At 46.0% G+C, this 19,586-nt stretch carries 16 protein-coding genes; 7 read left to right on the top strand and 9 right to left on the bottom strand.

Going from position 1 to position 19,586, the window contains the following annotated elements; translation table 11 throughout:
• Positions 1-29: 29 nt before the first annotated feature.
• Positions 30-980, top strand: a complete 951-nt coding sequence (locus DYD21_RS16250; protein ID WP_116038052.1) for a serine hydrolase — start codon at positions 30-32, stop codon at positions 978-980.
• 115 nt (positions 981-1,095) lie between these two features.
• Here the strand turns inward: DYD21_RS16250 and DYD21_RS16245 are convergent, their stop codons facing one another.
• The 8 genes from DYD21_RS16245 to DYD21_RS16210 form a co-directional block, all read right to left on the bottom strand.
• Positions 1,096-1,308, bottom strand: a complete 213-nt coding sequence (locus DYD21_RS16245) for a hypothetical protein (protein WP_147303624.1) — start codon at positions 1,306-1,308, stop codon at positions 1,096-1,098.
• A 4-nt stretch (positions 1,309-1,312) separates the two neighbouring features.
• On the bottom strand, positions 1,313-1,738 hold the full coding sequence (locus DYD21_RS16240; RefSeq protein ID WP_116038050.1) for a TraR/DksA C4-type zinc finger protein: 426 nt from the start codon (positions 1,736-1,738) through the stop codon (positions 1,313-1,315).
• A 134-nt stretch (positions 1,739-1,872) separates the two neighbouring features.
• On the bottom strand, positions 1,873-3,462 hold the full coding sequence (locus DYD21_RS16235) for an alkaline phosphatase family protein (protein WP_158607333.1): 1,590 nt from the start codon (positions 3,460-3,462) through the stop codon (positions 1,873-1,875).
• Positions 3,463-3,601: 139 nt separating this feature from the next.
• A complete protein-coding gene (locus tag DYD21_RS16230) occupies positions 3,602-3,982 on the bottom strand; it encodes a hypothetical protein (RefSeq protein WP_147303623.1) in 381 nt (126 codons plus the stop codon).
• A gap of 140 nt (positions 3,983-4,122) precedes the next feature.
• Positions 4,123-4,881, bottom strand: coding sequence for an SH3 domain-containing protein (locus DYD21_RS16225; RefSeq protein ID WP_116038047.1), 759 nt, complete (start codon positions 4,879-4,881; stop codon positions 4,123-4,125).
• Positions 4,878-6,689 (bottom strand): BatD family protein, encoded by a 1,812-nt coding sequence (locus DYD21_RS16220; RefSeq protein WP_116038046.1) that lies wholly within the window; start codon positions 6,687-6,689, stop codon positions 4,878-4,880. The genes DYD21_RS16225 and DYD21_RS16220 overlap by 4 nt, the downstream gene beginning before the upstream one ends.
• Positions 6,658-7,386, bottom strand: a complete 729-nt coding sequence (locus DYD21_RS16215) for a tetratricopeptide repeat protein (protein ID WP_147303622.1) — start codon at positions 7,384-7,386, stop codon at positions 6,658-6,660. Before DYD21_RS16215 ends, DYD21_RS16220 begins: the two co-directional genes overlap by 32 nt.
• 45 nt (positions 7,387-7,431) lie before the next feature.
• A complete protein-coding gene (locus DYD21_RS16210) occupies positions 7,432-8,187 on the bottom strand; it encodes a YebC/PmpR family DNA-binding transcriptional regulator (RefSeq protein WP_116038044.1) in 756 nt (251 codons plus the stop codon).
• A 233-nt stretch (positions 8,188-8,420) separates the two neighbouring features.
• Here DYD21_RS16210 and DYD21_RS16205 point away from each other — a divergent pair, with 233 nt between their 5' ends.
• Together DYD21_RS16205 and bshA are read left to right on the top strand one after the other, a co-directional pair.
• The gene (locus tag DYD21_RS16205; protein ID WP_116038043.1) at positions 8,421-8,915 is read left to right on the top strand and encodes a hypothetical protein; all 495 of its coding nucleotides are present in this window, start codon (positions 8,421-8,423) and stop codon (positions 8,913-8,915) included.
• Between the two features lie 274 nt (positions 8,916-9,189).
• Positions 9,190-10,326, top strand: coding sequence for an N-acetyl-alpha-D-glucosaminyl L-malate synthase BshA (gene bshA, locus DYD21_RS16200; protein ID WP_116038042.1), 1,137 nt, complete (start codon positions 9,190-9,192; stop codon positions 10,324-10,326).
• Positions 10,327-10,920: 594 nt separating this feature from the next.
• On the opposite strand, the gene lhgO is transcribed toward bshA, so the two are convergent.
• Complete coding sequence (lhgO, locus tag DYD21_RS16195) at positions 10,921-12,123, bottom strand: L-2-hydroxyglutarate oxidase (protein ID WP_116038041.1); 1,203 nt, start codon at positions 12,121-12,123, stop codon at positions 10,921-10,923.
• Between the two features lie 237 nt (positions 12,124-12,360).
• Between lhgO and DYD21_RS16190 the strand changes: the two genes are divergently transcribed.
• The 4 genes from DYD21_RS16190 (at position 12,361) to DYD21_RS16175 (ending at position 19,570) form a co-directional block, all read left to right on the top strand.
• Entirely contained in the window at positions 12,361-12,912 is a 552-nt protein-coding gene (locus tag DYD21_RS16190; RefSeq protein ID WP_116038040.1) for a TlpA family protein disulfide reductase, read from the top strand.
• A 122-nt stretch (positions 12,913-13,034) separates the two neighbouring features.
• Positions 13,035-14,336 (top strand): adenosylhomocysteinase, encoded by a 1,302-nt coding sequence (gene ahcY, locus DYD21_RS16185; protein ID WP_116038039.1) that lies wholly within the window; start codon positions 13,035-13,037, stop codon positions 14,334-14,336.
• 628 nt (positions 14,337-14,964) lie between these two features.
• A complete protein-coding gene (locus DYD21_RS16180) occupies positions 14,965-18,207 on the top strand; it encodes a SusC/RagA family TonB-linked outer membrane protein (protein ID WP_116038038.1) in 3,243 nt (1,080 codons plus the stop codon).
• 61 nt (positions 18,208-18,268) lie between these two features.
• Positions 18,269-19,570, top strand: a complete 1,302-nt coding sequence (locus tag DYD21_RS16175) for a hypothetical protein (protein WP_147303621.1) — start codon at positions 18,269-18,271, stop codon at positions 19,568-19,570.
• Positions 19,571-19,586: the final 16 nt, after the last annotated feature.

Here is a 19,586-nt window from a genome sequence, read left to right as displayed (position 1 = left end):
ATCAATACAAGACTCAATCATTTCATTCTATGAAACTACTGAAACAATCTTATAAAATTGCCGGGCGTTTTTTTCTCAGTGTGATGGTGATTACTTCTTCCATAATGGTTTCCTGCACTCCGGATAACCGGGGTCAATCCTTTCCGGAAGATGAAATTCGTGAACGGATTGATGCATTTCAAGGCGATGCTGGACTTTACGTGTATCACCTCGATTCAGGCTTTGAATTTACAATTCATCCCGATACGGTATTCCCAACTGCGAGTACGGTAAAGATTCCGATAATGATCGGTCTGTTTGACAAAATTGAACGCGGAGAAATTGAATATACCCAGGTATTTCAATACAGCGATGAGCATGCAGATCCGTGGGGTGATGATATCATCAACCAGCTGCCAGAAGGAACCGGCGTTGAGCTGAACCGGCTGATTCATCTTATGATGAGTACATCAAATAATACGGCCAGTTTGTGGAATCAGTATATAGCAGGAACCGGAACTGAAATCAATAATCTGATGGATCAGAAAGGGTTTTCTGATACGAAGGTGAATTCACGCACACCCGGCCGCGAACAGATCTGGGAAGAGTATGGCTGGGGGCACAGCACTCCGCGCGAACTGGCAAGGTTGCTTCTCAATATCTATAAAGGAGAGATGATCAGTCCTGGAGCATCGGAGAAAATGTACCGGATTATGGGCCGGAATTTTTGGGATGGAGAGGCATTATCACAAATTCCGCCCTACGTGAATGTGGCCTCGAAAAATGGATCTGTTGCGAGGTCTAAATCTGAAGTGTTGTTGGTAAATGCTCCATCCGGTGATTACCTGTTTGCATTAATGACCAAAAACCAGGAAGATCGCGGCAGTGAATACGACAATGAAGGTTTTGTACTGTTGCGCGAAATCTCAGCGATATTATACAACCACTTTGAACCGGAAGATCATTGGACGCCTGAAATCGGCACGGCGCGAAACCATTAAAAAGTGAGGGAGTCATAATTTCAGCATAAAAAAACCCCCGGCGTATCAGGCAGAGGGTTTTAGCTATCAGTAACCACTAAATCAATAGAACCAAACCATTCTGTTTAACAAATATTCATGGCGGACTACCCGGTTTTTCTGCAAGTCGGTCTACGATCATCTGCAGAATCTGTCGTCTTTGTTTGCTCTCTTTTTTGAAGCAACCCTGCGACAAGTCTTTAGCCAGCGTTATCAGCTCCTGCCGCGATCGATCCTGCAGTGATCGTCCATCTATCTCGAACTCTCCGGCTGTGCCGTTCTCTCGGTTATTTTGAATCTTCTCCATCATGTCTCTATCCAATGTTTAGTCGTTTATTTCTCATGAGTTTTGCTTCCATACTGTGCTGCGTATGGGGTGCGGCCATCAGGCGTTCTCTGGCGATCATTTTGCCGGTAACCTTGCATACTCCATAGGTACCGTTTTCGATCCGCTTCAGAGCCGCTTTGAGTCCCCTGATAAATTTTTGAGTTCGTTCAAGCAGCCGCATATTTACCTGCATGGCTGCTTCGAGTGACCCGATATCGGCAACATGATGTTGACTGGAGGTCAGATCCGAACTATTGTTCTCTCTCATTTCATGGATGCTATCCAAAAGGAAATTAATTTCATCTTCTCCGTCAGCAATTTTTTTAAGAATCAGATTTTTGAAAACCTGAAGTTCTTCAAATGAAAGTGATGATGTTAAGGAGTTTTTGGGAAGTTCTGCTACTGTGTTCATGGTTCTGAAATTTTCGATTACTCTTTCGTTTTTGTCTATTCACAATTTCGAAACTTCAGAACCGGGAAGGTATAGGGTGTAATCTGATGTTGATGTAGGAACTTCCCCTACAATAGCAGAGAAGAAGTGACGGGTCAGAGGCTAAAACGGAATCCGAATCCCGTAAAGTTGTTTAACTCTGCTGTAAGATGAGGTGTTATACGGTAGCCGAATGTCAGCCGGTGAAAGCCTGACGTATCCAATGTAGTTCGGGCGGTAAAGCGGCGAATTCTGAGCTCATGTTTTAATGAGAGCACCCCAACGGTATCCTCTTTTCGGAAATCGATGCCGGCCCCAAACCATAACCGGGTGAGATAAGATCTGTAGAGGTCATATCGCCCCCAAACTGTATCAAAGGAGTACTCACCAGACGAATCGAAGGTTAGGTCAGCGCCAAAGTTGGTTCTGTAAACCGGTGAAATTGAAGCGGTTAAATGAGTTTGATTACGGCGAAAATTGTATCGGCTGCTCAGGTAATGTTTGTCACGTGCTGGGTTTTGCTGAAATTCAAAATCTTGTACTTCGTTAAAAAGTTCCTGGAGCCAAAGCACCTCAAAATCGCCGATATAATCTACGTCAGGTCCGGAGACCAATACCGGCACAAGTACATCTGTAGCTGAAAAACCACCGTGGTTTCCCATACTGCTGTAAAAGGTTTTAGCAAATTTTTGATTGTTGAATGAAGTTACGATATCGCCGGAATTTGGATTCAGCAGGTACGTATATACTTTAATGGGAGTCGCGGGATAATCTAATTCTGCACTAAAAAGCAGCCATTCATCAGCTGTGAGGTATTCACCTTCATACCCGTTTTCATAATATTTGAATGGATCGTCACCTTCAAACCGGTATCGAATACTGTTATCCCGGTAATCAAAATAGAGCTTAGATTCTTCTGAATAACCAATAACACTTACTTCATCCAATAGGTAGAATGTGAAATCGAGTTCGGTTTCCCGTGCGATTGATTGGGCCACTTCATCTATTTCAGATAAATCATGCAGATAAATGGATGGGTAAGAAAACGTCTTAACCTGATCGCTGAACAATTCATTGATGTGAGATTCAATTTCAATCCCCTCACCAAAAACCATTCCGTGATCCGAATAAATAATGATATTGATGTCATCATCCAGTTTGGACATGTAAGCGCCGATAGCAGAATCGAATTCGTATAATTTTTCCAGATATCCCTCTTTTCCATAAAAATGTCCAAAAGTATCAATTGCGTACCAGTAAAACTCAATCACAGGGTAATCATCAAACAGATCGAGTGTATTCATGAGTGCGGGTCGATTCAGCTTGTTTGTCAAAGGGAGCCCGTAAAAAAGGTTTGCGCGGGCGGGGCGATGTTTGCTAAATGCCATCGTTAGGAATGAATCTACCAGGTTGTAAGACTGTTCATCCTCAAAACCAGGAATTTCCCATCCCACAAGAGCACCTTCACTGCTTGGAATGGCCTGGCGAATATTTGAGATAATAAACGGTGTCTTTGATGGATAGTAGGTAATTGCCCGCTCTAAAAGCCCCTGCTCCTTAAAGTGTGTTTCAATATTTGGCAGGTTACCTGCCTGGATTTCCTCGCGTATAACTTCTATTGAAACCGCATCCATGTGAATGAGGATCAATTTCGGAGAATCGGCACCTTTCAATTTCGGGGAAATGGCTAAGGTTATTCCAATCAATAGAACCGATAGCTTTATGCAGTACGTTAAAAGTTGAGGCTTATATTGCAAAAGCTGGGCAAATATCATGTTATTTTCAGCAGAGGAGTAACAGTCGTTAGTGGTTAAAAATTATGAGAAGGACGGATGACGTCTCTCATTATTTTTTCCTTCGTTTCGATTTTTTAAGCAGAATCCAAAGTCCTGAGCCGATCCAGCCCGCAGCTGCACCCACTCCGATTGCGAGAAAAAGAGTATTTGTGAGGTTACTGTGAGCGACGCTGTTAACCACGATGTCGCCGACAAAACGGAGAATTACCGCAAGCATGTAGCCAACGATAAACGTTCCGATCATGTCGCGCATGGTAAGATTGAAGTATAAGTATGTGCCAAACGATCCAACGACACCGAGAAGGCACCAGGTTAATAAGAAGACAGGATCGGTAAAATTTAATTGATGAGCATCAACGGTTGCAATAGGAATACCCGCGGAAATGGTAGCAATGACGATTGATATAAACTTGTGATTTTTTTTGTTCACCTGAACCAATAGGGTTTAAAAATTCATTTTAATACAGACCCTCAATTTATGAAATATCCGTGCCAAATCATCCCGAATAAATTCTTTTGATGTTGCCATCCTGGTTCAGAAATTCAAATAATTTGATCTGATTTAGCAGATCAATAGGTTAAAACAGCATTCTCTTCAATCCAGCCAAAGCGACCGTTTTCAAGACGGATATAGAACCAGCCGGCTTCAGATTCACTTTCTCTAAGGTCAACACGCATCGTATATCCTTCGTAAGCGGTTGCCTCAACGGCTGATTGCGTATCGGGCCTGCTGTAGACCGATGACTGACGGTCGATCGTAACCCCAGTTTCGTATCGTGCATTCTGGTAGTCGACATATAGAGATACGGACATGAATACTGCGGCAAGTGCACCGGATGTGATACTCAAATATTTAAAAGGCTTTTTATAACCCGGCCGGAACCAAGCCGCAAGGACGAATCCAGCTCCGACATTCAATAAAATTAATCCGAGAATCAGGAGTGTGACAGAACCGAAGTATTCATCGGCCCATTGAAAAAAACGATCCCACGGAAGCATGGGCAGTACTGCTGATCTTCGGCTGAAACGGTTTTCAACTACATCCAGTGATTCCCTGGCCATCGATTCGGTCTCCGGAAATTCAGCAGATCGCATCAGGTAGTACTTCGCCTTGCCGAGGCTGTCAAGGTGAGCGTATGCAACTCCAAGGTTGAGCCAGAGCGCACCAGAAACGTGCCCGTCATCGGCAATTGATTTGTAACTTTCGATGGCATCCGCATATCTCTGCTCTTCCAGGAGATTAGTTGCTTCATCAAAGCGGTTCTGCTGGGCAAAGAGTTCTGTGGCAAACAGAAGCAGCGGAATAAGAAAGACTAATTTTTGTTTCAAAGTGCTCGTTTTAGATCTTTGATCACGTTTTCTGCTTTATCAATATCTGAATGGATATCGCTTTTACTGCCTGCTGGTGCAAAACTTATGGTGTTGCATTTATCAAGCAGATATTTGAGTGATTTCATGGTTTGTCCATTTACAGAGCGGTTTTCAACTGCTTCGATGAGCTCATGATCACTCAACCCGGCTTCAGGAAGACCAGTTTTGTCACTAATAAATCCGGCCACAGCTTTGTGAACCCTATTGTAAATTTCTTTTGTGTTTTCATTCTCCTGAAGACTAATCCGAGCCTGTTTCAGACGTTCTTCGGCGGTTTGAACGGCTAGTTCAGATCTTCTGAAGGAGCTGTCGCCCATCAATTTGTCGATGTACCGTTTTCTCCACCAACCGACGATCAGTGCTACAAACGGAAGTGCGAAGAACGTCCAGAACCATGTGGATGTGAGGTAGCCGAATTGTCCGGATGATGATGAGTGCCACACGGCAAGTCCGGTTACCGGTTGCAGCGGGGAAGCAGATTGTGTTCCTGTGCCCGTTGCGGCTACCGTTGGAGCGGGAGAAACATCAATCCGGATTTCAGGAAGCGTAATATAATTAAAAGTACGGGAGCGCGGGTTAAAAACGGCAAGCCTCTCCTCGGGTATGGATACGGTTCCGGGTGTGCGTGTTACCAGCTGCTGGGTGTAACTTTTTTCCCCGCGTATCGTGAGTCCGCGGCGTTCAACTTCACTCGATTCCCGCGGTGTAAATGCCTCCAGTTCATCCGGTAAATTATATTCGGGTCGTCGAAGAAGAGGTATATTTCCTTCACCTTCAATGGTAGTAATCAGTTCAAAGGTTTCGCCGGTTTCAACGTGGTTAGAGCTGACCGAACGGTTAATCTGGAAATCACCGACTGCATTTACATGAACAGATTCTTCTCGTTCCGGAAGGGCTGCAACTGCAAGTTCAACCGGATCTGATTCGAGATTTACTCTTCTCTGGTTGGTTCCCGAACCGAAAAAACTACCAAACGGATCGTTTCGATTTGGCTGTGAACGCATTCCAACTGTTAAGCCATATTCAGAAAGTGTAAGTGATCCGCTGCGGGAAGGGAAGAGTGCATAACGTAACAGGGTTGCCTTGCGATAACGCACGCCATCTAAAATGGTTGATTCAGCTCTTGGCTGCGAAATATTCTGAAGTTCCTCTTTCCAGAAGCCGTCTGTTCTCCAGCCGAATGCCGGCTGAAAAGAAGTTACTTCAATGCCCTGTTTAAAATAGAGAACAATGCTCGCTACAATTTGCTGCCCTGTAACCGGTTGTTCATCATCCGGTTCTACCCTGACGAAAATGTCTGGATAGGTTGACCTGCCATCCGAGAGATTTCCTTTTTCAACGACCTCAAACTGAATAGGATCGGTCCGCCGTTGATCTCCATCTACCTGAACATTAATGGAAGGAACCCGATAATTTCCCGTTTCGGTGGCGATCAGCGTGTAAATATAGGAAGTCGTACGGCTGGTTCGGCCGTTTACAATTGAGATACTTGTACTGCGGGATGGATTAGATGAGATAACCCTGGCGCCATTAAAATCGGGCAGCTGAGGGAGCTGAATACTGTGAGTTTCAGAACTTTGAACTTCTATCGTTAGCGTAAACTGCTCGCCGGTAAATACGGTTGTTTCTGATAAGGTTGCACTGAGTTCAAGATCCTGTCCATATGCCCTGTTTTCCGGATAAATAACGGAAAGCAGCAACAGAAAGAATAAGGCACAAACCGCCGGCAGTTGTTTACCAGTCTTTATCACTCGAGGATGATGCATCTTCTGCTTCTTTCTTGCGGTTTTCAAGTATTTCTCTTTCGAGCTGTTCAAGGGCGTTTAAAATGTTTTCAGCTTCATCTTGCGAAATTTCATCGGGCTGAGGAAGTTCATGATCGCGAGGATCCTGGTCTTCAGGCGAGCCGTCACCCTGATCCTCGTTTTGGTCCTGGTCCTGATCCTGCTCATCATCGGACTGATCATCCTGGTCTTGCTGCTGATCCTGATCCTGCTCTTCGTCATCATCAGATTGATCATCCTGGTCTTGCTGCTGATCCTGCTCCTGTTGTTCCTGCTGTTTTCTCACCGACATTTCGTAGTTGTGCTTGGTGTCGGGATCATTCGGATTTTTACGCAGGGCATTTCTGAAAAAATCGAGCGCCTCATCGTACATTTCGGATTCGGAGAGCAGCGTGCCGGCGTTATAATCGGCCATGGCTTGCTGCTGCGGATCATCCATCAGCTCTTTTGCCCGTTCAAATGCACGCACAGACTGCTCGGCCTGTCCGAGCCTGGCCAGTGCGCTGCCAAGGTTGAAATGGAGGCGGGCGTCATTGGGATTGTTTTCTATGGCCTGATTGTAGAGTGAAACCGCAGTTTCGTAATCACCGCTGCGAAAGGCATCGTTCGCTTTACGGGCATCATTCAGCGAAGATGCCGTGAAAAGGAGTGAAAAAAACAGGATTAGAAAAGTTTTCATGGAGAATGATATAACAAGTGACAAAAAAAACAGGTGATGGTATGATTAATCTTCCGCGAGTGCTAACGTTTGTTCGTCCATTTTCATATTTGTGAAAATTTCAGAAACGTCATCATTTTCATCAAACATATCCATCATCTTCAGATTGGTTTTTGCCGTATCGGGATCGGCTTCAACTTCGGTAGCGGGAATACGAATCAGGTTGGCGGATTCAACTTCAACCCCTTCATTCTCAAGGTTATTGCTCACTTCAAACAGATCTTCACGGGCGGTAATCACTTCAATAAATTCACCCTGGTTGATCACATCTTCAGCCCCGGCTTCAATGGCAATCAGCATCAGTTCATCATCCTCAAGATCAGATCCTTCAATTTTTATGGAGCCTTTCTGGTCAAACATATATGCAACGGAACCGTCTGTTCCCAGGTTGCCGCCATGTTTGGTGAAAATATGACGAATTTCACCCACAGTCCGGTTCAGGTTGTTGCTGGTTGCTTCAATAAAATAGGCGATTCCTCCGGGGCCGTACCCTTCATAGGTTACTTCTTCGTAGTTGCCGGAACCGTCATCCAGCTCACCGGTTCCCTTTTTGATGGCCCGTTCAATATTATCTTTTGGGAGGTTGACTTTTTTGGCATTCTCAATAGCCAGTGAAAGCCGTGGGTTGGCATCGGGGTCGCCGCCGCCAACACGTGCAGCTACGGTAATTTCACGAATATGCTTTGTAAAAGCCTTGGCGCGTTTGGCATCTTCTTTTGCCTTTTTGTGTTTGATATTCGCCCATTTGGAATGTCCCGCCATAACGATTCAGGTATTGTTTTGATGATAATATTTTGATCAATCTTAAATATAAGAGAAATGCTTACTTTCACCTAATCAACGGGTGATATGTGTCCCTATTTTGTTCATGGGAAATGTTACTGGGAAGATTATCGGATCAAACATATTTTTTTATTTATTTACACCGATAGGCATAAATTCTCAAGAGAGATTGTAAAATAAAATTATGGATTGATTAAAAATGATTTAATAAAGTGAAAAAATTAAATGAATACATAAATTCATACAGGGAAGAGCTTAAAAAGGGCGATATTCAGAAAGCATATACGGGAATTGTCAAGTATGTAACGAGACTCAGGACAACTTTATCTAAGAACCTTTCTGAATGCTATTCTTTTGGGAGCCTTTTTCAGGGCTATATGGATTATACCTACTTTTATTATTCCAATGACTTCTTAAAAGAGAGAAAACTTAAATTAGGATTAGTGTTGAACCATCAAAAAATACAATTTGAAATATGGCTGTTGGGGCAGACTATCCCAATTCAAGATAAGTACTGGCAATTTTTCAAAACTACCAGGTGGAATAAGGACAGAATAACCAAACCTCAATATTCTATTCTTGAGACAGTATTGATTGAAAAACCAAATTTTAATGATTTGGAATCACTCACGCAGCAAATTGAAGACCGGTTAATCACCATTTCTAACGAAATAATTGACGACATTAAAAGAAGTAAATTGAAATAGAGAAAAGAAAACCTGCATCTTTAACGGGTTTTGAGTCAGGCAGAAGTACGAGTAAACTTGAAACTGAGTGTTTCTATGAGACATTAGCTATAAATCGATTATTAGGGCACTGAATCTCACCCAAACGCGAAATTCCGAAAACGTTACTTCTGATGAATGCACCGGCTTCAATTTATGTATATCTGAACAGAAGACAGGGAACCGTTACATTATTAGGCGCTATGTTCCTATCTTGCTGATGTAAATTTTTCAGAATTGTTTTATTGACGGGGCTATGAATATAGGAATTGTATGTTACCCAACGTTTGGCGGAAGCGGCGTTGTAGCAACAGAACTCGCGAAGGGTCTAGCGAATAAAGGTCATAATCTTCATGTGCTGAGTTATGCGCGTCCGGCCAGGCTCGATTCATTTCGCACCGACATCACGTTTCATGAAGTGGACCTGAGCAGCTACCCGCTGTTTGAGTATCCGCCATATGATCTTGCCCTTGCAAACGTAATGGTAAATTTAATCAAGCACGAGAAGCTGGATATTCTGCATGTTCATTACGCTATTCCGCACGCTACCAGCGCCTATCTTGCGAAGCAAATTCTGGGCGAACAAGCCTCACACGTGCCTATTATCACAACGCTCCACGGAACCGATATTACGCTGATCGGGAGTGATCCGAGCTATAAGGATGTGGTTGATTTTTCAATCAATCAGAGTGATGGTGTAACAGCCGTTTCGGAGTATCTGAAGAAAGAGACCTATAACAAATTTGATATCCGAAAGGATATCGAGGTGATACCGAATTTTATCGACCTGGAGCGATTTCAGAAATCAAATAAAAATCATTTCAAAAAAGCACTCTGTCCGAACGGCGAAAAGGTGGTTACACATGTTTCGAATTTCCGTGAAGTGAAGCGGGTGCCGGATGTGGTATCAACATTCCACCAGGTGGTTTCGAACGGTGTGGACGCCAAACTTTTGATGGTGGGCGATGGTCCCGATCGCCAGCGGGCGGAAAACAAGTGCAGAGAGCTCAAAATTTGTGATAAAGTAAGGTTTCTCGGTAAACAGGAACAGGTGGAAGAAGTTCTCTCCATTTCGGATCTGTTTTTAATTCCATCAGGCAGCGAAACATTTGGCCTGGCCGCACTTGAAGCGATGAGCTGCGGCGTGCCTGTCATCAGCTCTAACATTGGCGGACTGCCGGAAGTAAATATTCACGGAGAGACGGGGTATCTGTGCGAACTTGGCGATGTGGAGGCGATGGGGAAATACGCCCTGAAAATTTTAAAGGATGAGAAGCTGCATCAGGAAATGTCGGCCAATGCGCGGAAGCGAGCAGAGAAGTTCGAACTTAACAGCGTTGTTGAAGTCTACGAGGAGTATTACAAGCTCAAGCGGGATGAGCTGCAATCTTAGGGATTGAATGGATAAAATTCCCCCTTTCGCCACGGGCATCCCTTCGGGGGAAGGGGGAAGCGAACGGAGAGAGCTGGGGGATGACTTCCTGAGTTCGGAAGTGTCCATTTCTTGTTATAAAGTACATCAGGTCATCCCCCATTGACCCCTTCGAGGCTGTGAGGAAATTGTTTTCCAAAGAAAATGCACTTAAATAAAGTAAGATTTCTGCCATTTTCTCAGCTCCCAGACTTTCTGACCCACCCCCGTCCCCTCCCTATCGCGCCCTAAAGGGACTTGATATGGAGGGGAGCTTCAATACAAGTTTTCATACCTTAAAAAAATGAATACCTACAAATGAGAGGGTACATTCTCACAGCCTCTCAAAGGGGGACACTCCAGAATAAACTCCATATCGATCAAAAAGTAATGGAATCCAAGTTGATACCTCGTAGGCTCTACCCTGAGGTAGTTCATTGTTAGAATGAAGGGTAATGATCTGTTGGTAATCATCGGATGAGTCTTCAGCGAATAAGCGATTGAAATTTTTGATGAGTGGACTTTTCTAAAATACTCATCCGATGATACTCAGAGATCACACCAACTGCTCTGACCCTAAAACGATATCTCATCTACAATAGCATCGCCAATCGAGAGTCCCGCTGTTGCTGCCGGGCTGGGGGCGTTCAGCACATGCACCTGGTTTTTGGTCTTTTCAAATCTGAAATCATCCAGGATTTCGCCATCGGGCTGAAGCGCCATTGCGCGGACTCCTGCAGGTGCCGGGCGGATATCATCTATTCCGATCGATGGTATTAGTTTTTGAAGGTTTTCGAGGAAAGCTTTTTTGGAAAAAGATCGATAATACTCATCCATTCCCCGGAGCCAGTGTTTGCCGGCGAGTTTCCAGAATCCGGGAAAATTTACGGTTTCGATGGTGTCCCTGAAGCTGAACGAAGTTTTATTGTACCCTTCGCGATTGAATGCGAAAACAGCATTCGGACCACATTCAACCCCGCCCAGTGCCATTCTGGTAAAATGAACACCAAGAAATGGGAAATCCGGATTGGGCAGCGGATAGATCAACCCTTTGACTTTGTGTTCGGCAAACGGTTCCAATTCGTAATATTCGCCTCTGAACGGAACAATCTGCATATCAGGATTCAAGCCGGAGGATTTTGCCACCAGGTCGCTCTGAAGCCCGGCGCAATTGATCAGCCGTTTACAGCGAAATGAACCGTTTTTGGTATCTACCCGGCTCTCCCCGTTCGTCTGAAACACCCCGGTTACTTCCTGCCCGAAAGAAATTCGGTTACCCCGTGCTTCAATTTCTGAAGCCAGTGCCCGGCAAACTCCTTTGAAATCCACAATGCCGGCGCATGGTACATGGATTGCACTAATTCCGTTTACGTAAGGTTCGATTTGATGGAGTTTTTTTTCACCAATCATCTCAATCCCTTCGATCTCATTTTCGAGACCGCGTTCGTAAATTGCTTTCAGCCGGGGCAGCTCTTGCTCATCCGTGGCCACAATCACCTTGCCGCAGATTTCAAATTCAACCTGGTTTGTTTTACAAAAATCAACCAGCTGATGTCTTCCGTCGATGCAATTCCTGGCTCTGTACGATCCCGGTTTATAGTAGATCCCGGAGTGGATCACGCCGGAATTTCTGCCGGTTTGATGCATGGCAAGATCAGCTTCTTTCTCAAGTACAAGAATGGATGAACCCGGATATTTGAGCGATAGTTTATACGCAGTGGACAGGCCAACAATTCCTGCGCCGATAATGATAAAATCTGTATCAGAATGAGTTTTCATATGGTAGATCACTTAAAAAGCAGAAAGATAGATGAACTCATCACATAGCACAAATGATCTGGTTTAGGAATTACTATCCGTCTCGATTTACTAAGGAAAGGCAACGATTCACTGCTGTTTACTGTTGCGATGACAGACATAGCCGCGGGAAGACATTTCGCCAAAAAAACGTTATCTTATTAAACTGTTGACAAAACATAAACAGTATAAACACCAGATTTTAATTTCTCTTCGAATATGAAGCTATCCAATTGTTTAACCTTTCTTATTGCAGCACTTCTGATGTTTTTTGCAGGATGTTCGCAGGAATCTGATCAGCAGCAGCGAACAACCGGGCAGCAGATTCCATCCCAGAATCTTGAGGATCATGCCGCCACCATTCAAAATGCCGAATTTACGGATCTGGATGGTAATCCTGTAGATTTAAGTGATTTTCACGGTAAACTTGTACTGATCGATTTTTGGGAATCCTGGTGCGGTCCCTGCCTGCAGGTATTTCCGGCCATGCAGGATTTAAGGGAAGAATTTCCCGATGAATTTGAAATGCTTGCCGTAACCGTCGGGCTCACGGAAGGACCGGAAGAGGCGAGAGCATTTGCTGAAGAGCACGGTTACGATTTTACATGGCTCTACGACCAGAATGGAGTATTTGAACAGCTCGGCGGAACCGGAATTCCATTTAAGGTGTACGTTGACCCGGATGGGGAACTGCTTGAAATTGAGATGGGTTCTCGAGGGCGACAGGGAGATTATAACTCAGCAAAATCAAAAATCGAAAATTTCTTTTAAACAGATAACAACATTTAAATGCTGCTTATTTAGATCGTAAGTGAAGTGAAACCGATCAAGTTCAAAAGTTGCAGTTGTTAACAGATAATCAACCATTAAAGACCAATAATTAAACGAGATTCATGGATAAAGAAGTCGAAAAACTACCGTATAAAGTAAAAGATATCACTCAAGCCAAATTCGGCCGTCAGGAGATTCGACTGGCTGAAGCAGAGATGCCCGGCCTCATGGCAACACGCGAAGAGTTCGGGGAGAAAAAACCACTGAAAGGTGCCCGCATTGCCGGTTGTCTGCATATGACGGTTCAAACCGCTGTGCTGATTGAAACCCTGGTAGAGCTTGGAGCCGAAGTGCAATGGTCATCCTGTAATATCTATTCCACACAGGATCACGCAGCAGCTGCAATTGCCGAAACAGGTGTGCCGGTTTACGCCTGGAAAGGTATGACAGAAGAGGAGTACGACTGGTGCATTGAACAGACGCTTTTCTTCGAAGATGGGCAACCGCTGAATATGATTCTTGATGATGGCGGTGACCTTACCAACATCGTTCTGGATAAATATCCCGAGCTGGCGCAAAACATTCGCGGAATTTCTGAAGAAACCACAACCGGTGTGTTGCGTCTCTATGAAAGAATGAAAAAGGGCACGCTGACGATTCCCGCTATCAATGTGAACGATTCGGTTACAAAATCGAAATTTGACAATAAATATGGCTGCCGCGAGTCGTGTGCAGATGCGATCCGCCGGGCAACCGATGTGATGATGGCCGGGAAAGTAGCCGTTGTTGCCGGATATGGCGATGTGGGTAAAGGATCATCCGCATCTCTCCGCGGAGCCGGAGCCCGTGTGATTGTAACCGAAATCGACCCGATCTGTGCACTCCAGGCCGCAATGGACGGTTATGAAGTGAAAAAGATGATTGACGCCGTGAAGGAAGCAGATATTATTGTAACCGCAACGGGGAACAAAGATATCCTTACGGAAGAGCATTTCCGGCTGATGAAAGATAAAGCGATCGTCGGTAATATTGGCCACTTCGATAACGAAATTGATGTAAAATGGCTGAAAGGGAACTCCGAAGAGGAGAACATCAAACCGCAGGTAGACCTGTTCCGTTTTGAAGATGGAAAAGAGCTGATACTGCTCTCACAAGGACGCCTGATGAACCTGGGCAATGCAACCGGACACCCAAGTTTTGTGATGAGCAACAGCTTTACAAACCAGACGATGGCACAAATTGCGCTCTGGAATGATGAGTTTGAGGTAGACGTGCACGTTCTGCCAAAACATCTGGATGAAAAAGTAGCTCGTCTGCACCTCGAAAAAATCGGTGTGGAACTGGAAGAGCTCTCTGATGAGCAGTCCGAATATATCGGAATTCCAAAAGAAGGGCCCTACAAGCCGGAGATGTATCGGTATTGATACCCGAATTCTCTTGATAAATTTGAAAAAGCCACGTTATTAATTTAGCGTGGCTTTTTTGTTTACTGTCGTCATCGGATGAGTTTTCCTGAAATAGCTTTGTGCAAAATTAAAATTACTCATTCGTTGAGGGCTCATCCGATGACTATTACCGCTTATATGTGTCAACCTCACATTGTTCGGTACTCTTGAAGGTTGCTTTATCATCCACCAGAAATCACCTGATTTTCACCCATCATCCCCGCTAAAAACTACCATCTGTCAATTGGAACCGCTTTTAAATTAAAGATTTCGATTTTCTTTTTGATTTTGGAACTTGATCCTTTATCATCAACTCAAGTTTAAAAATCTAAACGGTTTACTGCCTGATGAAATTTATCTGTCAATCCAATATGTGTGATATGTTCTGCGCGATGCAAATGCATATGTCTATGCAAATGCAAATGTGCTGCATGAACTGCAACCGTTGGAATGATAGTGGATCGGCCAGGTAGATGGTATAAACCTTAAGATTTAAAAACGCCCGCTCATCATTCAGGTGAGTGGGCGTTTTTATTTTGAACTCCTGTTTTCCTGTTTGATGTGTGGCACAAAACTCAAACACAATTAAATACATCACAGGAAACAGATGAAATTTTACAGGATACTACTCCCACTAATCGGATTTATTCTTGCCGCAGCTACCGCAGGATTTGCGCAGGGATCGGTTTCAGGAACAGTAACTTCAGCCGTTGACGAAGAGCCGATACCCGGAGTAAATCTGCTTATCGAAGGTACCTCAAGGGGAACCGCAACCGATGCCGATGGCAGATATTCTATTGGGAATATCGAGCCGGGCAGTTATTCACTTCTCGTTCGTTTTGTTGGGTATCGTCCCATAACCAGGGAATTCACTATTGAAAATGGCGACGAATTAACACTCCATATTGAGCTATCACAAGGTTCGCTCAACCTTGATGCTGTCGTTGTAACCGGCACGGGCGGACCTGTAGAAGTTCGCAAGCTCGGAAATACCGTTGGGGTGATCAGCGCCGCAGATCTGCAAAGTTCGCCGCTCCAAAACTTTTCGGAAGCTCTTCAGGGGCGTGTACCCGGAATGGTTGGTCTTCCCTCAAGTGGCGTGACGGGTGAGGGCTCAAGAATCAGAATTCGCGGTTCCTCAAGCCTTTCGCAAAGCAATGAGCCTATTGTTTTTGTTGATGGAGTTCGTGTTGATGGAGGAGGAGGTTTCGGCGGATCTGTCAGCTCTGGCGGAAGCGGATCTCCTTCACGACTGGATGATATCAATCCCGAATCGATCGATCGCGTGGAGGTTCTGAAAGGTGCCGCCGCTGCTACACTCTACGGAACGGAAGCGTCTAACGGCGTCATTCAGGTCTTCACAAAAAACGGACGCGTGGACGATCCCCAGTTCGATTTCAAAGTGTCTCAGGGCTTCATCAACTTTCCAAAAGTGTTCCCGGATAATACCGGTTTTGCACGAACCCAGGCGCAGGCAGATACGATGAGCTATTACTTTAACCGCCAAATCAATCCGTATGAACTGGTTTCCGAAAATTACGTGCATCAGCTTTATGAAACCGGACACAACCAGGAGTATTCCGGTTCGATCAGCGGCGGACGTGAAGGTGTAACGTATTATGTGAATTTCAGATGGACAGGTGAAGATGGGCCGCATACCGGCGAAAATATTCCCTACCCGGAAGGTTTTGGCCCGCTGGCTAATGATAATCTGAACCGGTTTCAGACATCAGCAAACATCAGCCTGTTCCCGACAGACAATCTGCAGATTCGGTTTGGGACATCGTACACCGATTCACGCCTTGAAACATTTCAGACCGGGAATAACGTGCAGGGTGTGACTTCCGGCGCGATTCACGGAAAACCGGAACTGGTTGGCCACGACAACCGGTCGGGCGCATCTTACAACTCCACAATACAAGAACGGCTGCAGCAGACCGTCAGCCAGGATGTAAATGCATTCAATACAAATGTGGGTTTGAATTATCGTCCGCTGGAATTTCTAACCATCGATGGTACATTCGGCGCAAGTTATACCAGCCAGTTCAGTGAATCGACAAGGCCGTTTGGCTGGAATATCAACAACTACGCGAGCATTGAAACCGAAGGAGCGCGCCGAACATCAGAGCGATCAAATCTGAATCTTACTGCTGATGTGCGTGCGACAGCGCTTCATCAGCTCGGGGCACGGTTTGAATCCTCTCTGATTGGTGGTTTCCAGGTCTATCAGCAGCAAAACCTGGTGCGAAGCGGTACGGCAGTTAACTTTCCCGGTCCGGGCTTAAACGTGACCGGAGCAGCGGCAAATCAAAACCTCTCAGAGCAGTATATTGAAGAGACTCAGGCGGGTCTTTTCATCCAGGAACAGCTCGGTTTTGATGACTACATTTTTGCAACTGTGGGCGGCCGGTTTGATGCTCACAGTGCTTTTGGGTCGGAATTTAATACCGTGTTCTATCCGAAAGCGTCACTTTCATTTGTATTTTCTGATGCCCCATTCTGGCAGCGTTCCAATGTGATCTCATCACTGAGAGTCCGTGCAGCTGTAGGTCAGTCCGGTCTGCAGCCGGGTGCTTTCGATGCGCTCACAACCTACACATCACTGACCAGCGGAAGCGGTGCAGGAATTGTGCCTGAAAATCTTGGAAATCCGAATCTTCGTCCCGAAGTCTCAACGGAATATGAATTTGGGCTCGATTTTGGGCTGTTCAATGAGCGGATCACTGCAGAAGTCACCTACTGGGACCGGACTGTTACCGACGCTCTTGTTCAGCGAAACTTTCCTACCAGCGGCGGATTTCTTCAGCCTCAGCTTGATAACATCGGCGAGCTGAAAGGCAAAGGACTCGAACTTGGCCTGCAGTTTAATGTGCTGAACAGGTCAGACTGGTCGGCTGAAATCTTTACCAACGCAGCCTATCTATGGGAGCAGGTTACCGATCTTGGAGGCGCTGCCCCGATCAAAGTTGGGGGAAGTTATCCCCGGTATCGTCAGTTTCTGAAAGAGGGATATGCACCGGGAACCAATTTTGGGGCCCAGCTTGTGAATGTGCCTTCCGGTCAGCTTCCGCTCGATGCCCGCGGACTGCTTGAGACGCTGGGACGCGATGCATCAGGAATCACCCCCGGCACGCCGGCATCACAGGATTTGGTACTCGACTACCTGAACAGCCTCACTCCCGGAACGGCAAGTCTTGAAGACCTGAATAACTTTGTGCTTCTGGCCGATGAAAATGGAAACGGCGACCCGCTCGATCACCATCTTGGCAAACCAACACCTGACTGGCAGGGATCCTTTGGTGGTACGGTTCGGTTCAGAAACTTCAAACTCTACACGCTTTTTGAATACCGGGCCGGTAACTATTATGTGAATAATCTGACCGACGGATTCAGGCAGCGAAGTGCGGGAATTGGCCGGAATACACCGGATGCGGCGCGTGTCGAGAGGGATTATATGACCGGCGGTGTGGACTCAAACTTCAATCCGCAAAATGACGGGCAAGTAAGATTTAATGCCGCGAGTGAGTGGATCAATGATCTGCTTGCGCTCGATCCGTTTGCGGGATTGAATGTGATCCAGCCGGCGGATTTTATCCGTCTTCGTGAAGTGAGTTTTACTTATGAGCTTCCGGGCGATCTGCTGAACCGGCTGAATCTGCGAAGAGCATCCTTCACTGTTTCGGGAAGAAACCTGGCTCTCTGGACCAAATATCCCGGAGTGGATCCTGAAGTGAACGCAATTGGCCGTGGAGGCAGTAACGACCTCGAAAATAACTTTCTGCTCGGTACCGATGCGTGGAACATGCCGCTTCCGCGACGGATTCTCTTCACGTTTAACCTGGGGATCTGATATGAATAGATCAAAAACATCAAACCGCGCAGACAATTTTAGAATTAAAGATCACATACAAATGAGATATATACGACTCAAAACAAGCTTTTTCGCACTCGTGCTGATTACGGGTTTCGGGCTGCTATCCTGCGATATACTCGATGTGGATAATCCGAACAGCCTGATAGAAGAGGATCTGAACAATCCGGCTGCGGCCCCGGCCATCGCAAACGGAGCAGAAGCCACACTTTCCCGCGGGCTGGGAAATTTACTGGCTCCCTACTCAACCGTTACGGATGAACTGACGTGGATCGGAACCCGGGACGCCTGGCTGGCTCTCAATCAGGGTGAAACCTATGATCCGCTGAACGAATTTGTGGACGGTGCGTACGCCTCCATCAATGAAGCGCGCTGGACCGCCGACAACGCCATTCTTCGAATTGAAGCGTTTCGTGACGCCGGATCTCTTCAAAACATCACGCCGCTGGTTCGCAGTTATCTCTACGGGGCGATCGTTTATCTGACCATCGCAGACTCATTCGATAACTTTGTGATCTCAGACCGGCAGGATGCGGGGCATCCGATCGGCAGGGAGAATCTCCTCGTGCTGATCGACACGGCAATTGAGTACACAGAAAGCGGACTTGAGCTGGCTTCAACGGGTTCAGATTGGGAAACCAGGCTTCTGGCCGTGAGGGCGCGGGCACTCTACTCCAGGGCACTTTGGAACAACCTGAAACCTCAGCTCAATACGCAGAATCCACTTGTGGAAAGTGCTGATGCAGTATCGGCTGCCGAAGAGGCTCTGGCTGCAATCGGATCAGCAAACGACTGGAGATACCAGATTGAGGTAACCTCCGAAACACCCAGCAATAATCTCGCATTCCAGGTGAACGAGCGACTGGAGCTACGGATTGATGATACCTACGTTCAGCCTACATCCGATAACACACGGGTGGAGAGTGTAACGCTGGAAGATCCGATCGACCAGATTCCGGCGCCATTTCTTGTTCGTGAAATTGAGGAGTTTACCGGCGCCAGCGAGTATGCTGATTACACCATCGTTTCAGCCCGTGAACTGCATCTGATCATAGCAGAAGATGCCGGAGCGCGTCAGGATGAAGTGGCGTTTTCGGAGGCGATCAACAATCTTCGTTCACTGGACGGGCTCACCGGTTACAGCGGGCAGATCACAGAACGGGAACTGTTGGAGCACTCCCGGCAGGTAAACCTCTTTCTGCAGGGACGAAGGCTGGCCGATCTCTACCGGTTTGAGAAAACGTCGCCGCGGTGGAGTTCTTCACGTATGAATCCCGGCATCTTTTTCCCGATTACCAACTCGGAGATTACTTCGAACCCGAATGTGAATTTCGGGGATTGATACCTGTGGGTTAACC

The organism is Rhodohalobacter sp. SW132, from assembly GCF_003390325.1.
Classification (GTDB): Bacteria; Bacteroidota; Rhodothermia; order Balneolales; family Balneolaceae; genus SW132.
Note: the sequence above shows the minus strand (reverse complement) of the source record. Positions and strands in the feature narration are given on the sequence as shown.